Origin of the sequence: Devosia sp. (genome assembly GCF_040509215.1) — a bacterium.
Classification (GTDB): Bacteria; Pseudomonadota; Alphaproteobacteria; order Rhizobiales; family Devosiaceae; genus Devosia.
The window spans coordinates 1-6,265 of sequence record NZ_JBEVLL010000037.1 but is presented as its reverse complement, the minus strand read 5'-3'; the positions used below and the strand labels follow the sequence as shown (position 1 = coordinate 6,265).

Here is a 6,265-nt window from a genome sequence, read left to right as displayed (position 1 = left end):
CCGCATCCGCAGCTGGCCAAGACCGGCGTCAAGGCCATCGTCGACCACTTCGAACGCCAGATCCGGGCGCTGCCGGAAGAGCCGATCCTCATCGGCCACTCGGCCGGCGCAGTCTGGGTGCAGCAGCTGCTCGATCGTGGCCTCGGTGTTGCCGGCGTCTCGATCGATCCAGCCCCGACCACCGGCGTGCCGCTCGGACCGCATGCCATCGTCTCCGCCGCTCCGGCACTGTTCGCCTGGAACGGCTGGAACCGCTCGCTGCAGATGACGCGTAAGTTCTTCGCCACCCGCTTTGCCCAGACCATCCCGACCCGCGCCGAGGCCGACGAGCTCTACGACCGCTATATCGTGCCTACGGCGGGCAAGGTCTATTGGGACGGCGTCGTCAGCTCGACCGGCAAGATCCGCTGGGACAACCCCAACCGCGCCCCGTTGCTGCTGATTGGCGGCGGCAAGGACCTGATCGCCGATGCCTCGATGACCCGCGCCATCTACAAGAAGCAGCGCAAGGCCAGGACGCGCACCGACCTTCACATCTTCGAGGATCGTTCGCACTGGACGCTGATGGATAAGGGTTGGGAACAGGTCGCCGACATGGCCCTCAACTGGGCCGTGGCCCAGGCCGGCGAAGGCAAGCCGCAGCTCCGCGCCGTTGCCTGAGATCTCCCTCATGCAGCCGATACACCAAGGGCCCCGCTCCGGCGGGGTCTTCTGCCGTCAGGCCGGCCCCACGACCATCCCGATCTCCAGCATGCCACCTTCTGGAATGTCGATCTTCTTGCGCACCGCATCCTTGAGCGGCAACAGATAGCCACCCTCTTTGGGAAAGAGCGAAGTGCGAAACGTGACATTCCCAATCACAGCCTCGACCGGAATAACGCCCCAGCCATAGGACACCGACTTCGCCATGTCCCTGACGCGATCAGCGACGTCTTCGGGCAGGCGCGCAAAGTAAAACGGCGCCGGTCCACGCCAATGGATCACCTCGGCCGTAAAACTGAACTCCGACAAATCCACCTCCCTGCATGCGCCGCCAAACCACGGAAACGTTCACAACGCTTGGGCAGTTGTTTGACGCTAACGTAAAGCCGTGAAATAGTTCTTCTGGCATGCTGGCGGAGGAGGCGCGGAAAATACCGCGCTGCCGGCATCCCGAGGAGGAAACAAGGCATGTCGACCGAGACCAATTCGCCCGACCGCGTCCGCCCCTGGATCGCCAGCTATCCCGAAGGGATCGAGTGGCAGACCGAGATCGACACGACCCCGGTGCATGAACAGGTCCTCGCCGCCTGCGCCCGCAACCCTTCGGCCGTGGCGCTCGACTTCCTCGGCGGCACCACCACCTTCGGCGAATTGGCCAAGAAGATCGTTGCCTTTGCCGGCGCCCTCCAGTCCCAATATGGCGTCAAGAAGGGCAGCCGCGTCGCGCTCATGCTGCCAAATACGCCCTTCTATCCAATCGCCTATTACGGCGTGCTCCGCGCCGGCGGCACGGTGGTCAATTGCAACCCGCTCTATACCGTCCCCGAACTCAGCCACATTACGAGGAATGCCGGCGCCGACATTCTGATCACGCTCGATCTCAAGCAGATCTTTGAAAAGGCCGAAGCCCTCCTCACGGCCGGTCACGTCAAATCGCTGGTTGTCTGCCATTTCCCCGATGCCCTGCCGCTGCCAAAAAAGGTCCTCTATTCGCTCTTCAAGCGCAAGGACCTCTCCAACCCGGCCAAATCGGCCCATGCAGCCAAAACCCGCGCCTTCAACGACCTGATCGCCGCCAACCACACCCCGAGCGCCGTCCACATCGACGCCAGGACCGATATCGCCGTGCAGCAATATACCGGCGGCACCACCGGTATCCCCAAAGGCGCGCTGCTCACCCACGCCAATATCGCGGCCAATATGAGCCAGATCGACAAATGGGGCTGTGGGCTCTTCTACCCGCCCTCCAAAGTCGTCGCCGTCCTGCCCTTCTTCCACATCTTCGCCATGACCGTCTGCATGAACGTGCCACTCTGCAATGGCACCCAAGTCGTGATGCTGCCGCGCTTCGAATTGAAGGCGCTGCTCGACCTGCTGATGCGCACCAAGGCCAATGTCCTGCCCGCCGTGCCGACCCTCCTCAACGCCATCGCCCGCGCCGACACGGCAACCGCTGAACATCTGTCGAGCCTCGAAGTCGCCATTTCCGGCGGCGCGGCCCTTCCCGATGAAGTGCGCCACGCCTTCGCGAAAAAATCAAAGGCCATTCTCGCCGAAGGCTATGGCCTCACCGAAGCTTCGCCCGTCGTCTGCTGTGCCGCCCTGCGCGTCCCCTCAAAGCCCATGTCCATCGGCCTGCCCCTCCCGGGCACCGATATCCGCTTCGTCGATGTCGATAAGCACAAGCAGGTCGGCATCGGCGAAAACGGCGAGCTGCAGGTCAAGGGCCCCCAGGTTATGGCCGGCTACCACGATAATCCCGAAGCATCAGAGGAAGCCTTCAATAGCGGCTGGCTGCGCACCGGCGATGTCGGCCATGTCGACGAAGACGGCTACGTCTTCCTCGTCGACCGCATCAAGGACCTGATCATCTGTTCCGGCTTCAACGTCTATCCGCGCACCATCGAGGAAGCGCTGATGACCCACGAGGCGGTCGAGGAGACCAATGTCATCGGCGTACCCGACGACTATCGCGGCGAAGCGCCGGTCGCCTATGTCAAACTCCGCGAAGGCCACACCGTCAGCGAGGCCGACCTCAAGCACTTCCTTGCCGAAAAGCTCAACAAGATCGAGATGCCCAAGGAAATCATCTTCAAGGATGCCCTGCCCAAGACGCTGATCGGCAAGCTCTCCAAGAAAGAGCTGCGCGAAGAATACGCCCAGAAGAAAGCCAAAAAGCAGTGACGCCCCCCGACGCCGACAGCCCCGATATCTCTGACAGCCCGGATCTCTACTCCATCGCCGATCTTGCGCGCGAGTTCGGCATCTCCACCCGGGCCATTCGATTTTATGAAAGCAAGGGCCTGATCGCCCCTGAGCGCCTCGGCGCCACGCGCGTTTTCCGCCGCCGCGATCGCGCCCGGCTGATCCTGATCCTGCGCGGCAAGCGGCTCGGTTTTTCGCTGCGCGATATCTCCGATTATCTCGCGCTCTACGATGCGGATCGTGGCCAACAGGTAAACTTGCTCGCTGAAAAAGTTGATGAGCGTTTAGAATCGCTTGAACAACAATTGTCAGACCTGCAAACCACGATTGCCGAACTGCAAGAAATCCGCAAACTTGCCCGAGATCGAGTCTCCCCTACGAGTTAGGCCATGTCAGAATTGTTTGCGTCCCTGACAGATGGTACCGGCCACCCCAATCGCTGGCCCTCTGCCATGCTGGTCTGTAGCCAGACCGAAGCCCGCCGCAATGGCGTGGAATGGGCCCCGAGCCACATCATCTCCATCTATGGTCCGGAAAGCCGCTATCTCGGCCTGCCCGATTTCGACCAGACGAGGCAGCTCCACGCTCGCTTCGAAGACGTCGCCGACCCCGCCGCTCCGGGTGCCCCGACCCGCGCCCATATCGAAGAGATCATGGCCTTCGTCGATGGCCTTCCAAAAGATGCGCGTCTGATGATCCATTGCCTCCAGGGCAGCACCCGCGGCGCCGCCACCGCCCTTGGCATTCTCTCGCGCTATCTCCCCGCGGACAAAGCTGGCCAGGCGATCTTCAAGACCTTCCCCAATGTCGCGCCGAGCCCGTTGGTCATCGCGATCTGGGACAAGGCCCTCGGCCTCGATGGCAAGCTGATCAAGGCCGGCCGGAAATTCCCGACCTCCGGCCTCCGCCGCGCCGTCGCCTAACTCGCTCCCACAAAAGCGTCCATATCCTCGAGCCGCGCTGCTTCCTGCGCCGGCTTGTCCCAGCGGATCCGGCTGATGCGCGGAAACCGCAGCGCCACGCCCGACTTGTGCCGTCCACTCTTTTGCGCCGAGTCGAACGCCACCTCGAACACCAGCTCCTTCTTCACCTCACGCACCGGCCCAAAACTGCCCGTCGTATTGGCCCGGATCCATTTGTCGAGCTGCTTCAGCTCCTCATCGGTAAAGCCGAAATAGGCCTTCCCGATGGGTACGATCTCGTTCCCCTTCCAGACCCCGAATGTGTAGTCCGAATAATACGAACTGCGCTTGCCGTGCCCGCGCTGTGCATACATCAGCACCGCGTCGACGACATTGGGATCGCGCTTCCACTTGAACCAAAACCCCTTCGGCCGCCCCGGCACATAGGGCGCGGTCCTGAGTTTTATCATGACCCCTTCATGGCCGTGCTCATCGGCACCCTGCCGCCGCAAAGCCCCGAGATCATTCCAATCGCTAAACGGCAAAACCTCGGACAGATCGAGCCGCGTCTGTGGATTTTTGGCAAACCACGCCTCAAGTCGCGCCCGTCGCTCTTCCCATCCGAGCGCCCGAATATCCTCGTCGCCATCGAACAGCATGTCATAGACCCGCACGAATGCCGGCAGCTCCTGCATCTGTTTTCCCTGCGCCACCTTCCGGTTCAGCCGCTGCTGCAGGTCATTGAAACTCTTGGCGTCAAAGTCGTGCCCGACCAGCAATTCGCCGTCGAGCACACCCTGCCCCATCACATTGTCCACCACATCGGGAAACGAGGCGCTGATCTCATCCCCGGTGCGCGAGAACATCGAAACACCCTGCCCGCCCATGACGATCTGCACGCGAATGCCGTCCCATTTCCACTCGGCCGAAAAATCCTTGGGGTCGAGCTTATCGAAATCCTTGTCGTCGATGGGATTGGACAACATCAGCGGATGAAACCGCGCCGCGTGATCGACATCGGGCCGCGACGCCTTGCCCTCGAGCCAGGCAAAAAGGTTGCCATAGGGCGGCTTCAAACCGTGCCAGACTTCCTCGATCTCCTGCAGGTCAATGCCGCTCATTTCCGCCAGCGCGGTCTTGGCCAGCCGCGCCGAGACCCCGATCCGCAGCGCCCCCGTCGCCAGTTTTACCAGCGCCCAGCGCTCATGAATGGCGGCTTGACTAAGCAGCCCACCAATCACCCTTGGCAGCTCCGCCTTGCTGGTGTGGTTGAGCAGATCGACAAGCTCGGAAAGTCCCGGCAATTCCCCCTCGGCCTTGTGCGGCCAGATCAGCGCAATGGTTTCCCCGAGATCGCCGACATAGTCATAACTGAGCCTGAACAGCGTCTCGTCGACCTCCGCCAACACCGTGTCGCGCAGCAGGGCCGGCTTCACATTGCGGATATCCATCTCGCTCGTCAGCACTGCCAGCGCGATGCCGCGATCGGGGTCCGGCACCTCGGAAAAGTACCGCTTCAGCGCCTCGATCTTCCGCGTCCGTGACGGCGTCAGCGCAAGCAGTTCCAGAAGATCGGCAAACCGCTTCATTCCCCGCCCTCCCCGCCATCGTCATCAAGCCCCGGCAGCGCCAGTGGCTCGGCATTGAGCCCCTGCTGCTTGCACCAATAGACCAGCGCATCCTCGCGCCCATGCGTCACCCACACGGTCTCGGCCCCGCTTTCAAGGATCGAGACATTGAGTTCGCCCCAGTCGCAATGGTCGGAAATCACAAGCGGCAATTCCACCAGCGCCTGCCTTGCCCGCTGTTTTACGCTCATCCACCCCGAAGCCTGGCACACCACCGGATCGGGAAACCGCCGGCTCCAGCGATCGCGAATGGCCGAAGGCGGCGCAATGACGATCTGCCCCATCATCTCCGCCTTGCCCATGCCCGTCGCCGGCAACAATTCTCCCAACTCCACGCCGAGCGCCTGATAAAGCTCGCAAAGCCTAATCATTGCGCCATGCAAATAGATCGGCTTGTCCCAGCCGGCATCGCGCAACAGCGCAATCACCCGTTGCGACTTCCCCAGCGCATAGCAGCCGATGAGATGGCTCCGCTCCGGCTGCGCCGCGACCGATTTCAGGAGCCGCGCAATTTCATCTTTTGGATCAGGATGCTGAAACACCGGCAGCCCAAACGTCGCTTCGGTCACCAGCAGATCGCAATCGACCGGTTCATAGGGCTGCGCCGTCCGGTCCCGCAGCCGCTTGTAGTCGCCGGTGACAACCGCCCGCTGCCCCTCGGCCTCGATCAGCACCTGTGCCGACCCCAGAATATGTCCGGCCGGAAAGAACGTGACGGTCGCCCCGTCGATCTTCAGAGGCTCATGAAAATCGAGCCCTTCAAATCGGCCGGCGCAATCCTCGCCATAGCGCACCTTCATAATTTCCACCGTGTCCGGCGTCGCCAGC

7 protein-coding genes are annotated in these 6,265 nt (G+C 62.0%); 4 read left to right on the top strand and 3 right to left on the bottom strand.

Features of this window, described 5'->3' with window-relative positions:
• On the top strand, positions 1–660 hold a 660-nt coding region (locus tag ABW043_RS01775; RefSeq protein WP_353919529.1), incomplete at its 5' end, for an alpha/beta hydrolase.
• Between the two features lie 57 nt (positions 661–717).
• On the opposite strand, the gene ABW043_RS01770 is transcribed toward ABW043_RS01775, so the two are convergent.
• On the bottom strand, positions 718–1,011 hold the full coding sequence (locus tag ABW043_RS01770) for a DUF1905 domain-containing protein (RefSeq protein WP_353919528.1): 294 nt from the start codon (positions 1,009–1,011) through the stop codon (positions 718–720).
• 159 nt (positions 1,012–1,170) lie between these two features.
• Between ABW043_RS01770 and ABW043_RS01765 the strand changes: the two genes are divergently transcribed.
• From ABW043_RS01765 to ABW043_RS01755, 3 genes are read left to right on the top strand one after another with little or no spacing between them, the layout of a single operon-like run.
• On the top strand, positions 1,171–2,886 hold the full coding sequence (locus ABW043_RS01765; protein ID WP_353919527.1) for a long-chain-fatty-acid--CoA ligase: 1,716 nt from the start codon (positions 1,171–1,173) through the stop codon (positions 2,884–2,886).
• Complete coding sequence (locus tag ABW043_RS01760) at positions 2,883–3,293, top strand: MerR family transcriptional regulator (RefSeq protein ID WP_353919526.1); 411 nt, start codon at positions 2,883–2,885, stop codon at positions 3,291–3,293. The genes ABW043_RS01765 and ABW043_RS01760 overlap by 4 nt, the downstream gene beginning before the upstream one ends.
• A 3-nt stretch (positions 3,294–3,296) precedes the next feature.
• Entirely contained in the window at positions 3,297–3,830 is a 534-nt protein-coding gene (locus ABW043_RS01755; RefSeq protein ID WP_353919525.1) for a phosphatase, read from the top strand.
• Here the strand turns inward: ABW043_RS01755 and ABW043_RS01750 are convergent.
• The gene (locus tag ABW043_RS01750) at positions 3,827–5,398 is read right to left on the bottom strand and encodes a cisplatin damage response ATP-dependent DNA ligase (RefSeq protein ID WP_353919524.1); all 1,572 of its coding nucleotides are present in this window, start codon (positions 5,396–5,398) and stop codon (positions 3,827–3,829) included. The two genes, ABW043_RS01755 and ABW043_RS01750, sit on opposite strands and share 4 nt — an antisense overlap.
• Positions 5,395–6,265 (bottom strand): ligase-associated DNA damage response exonuclease (locus ABW043_RS01745; protein ID WP_353919523.1); only part of this gene is annotated, 871 nt, incomplete at its 5' end. The genes ABW043_RS01750 and ABW043_RS01745, both read right to left, overlap by 4 nt.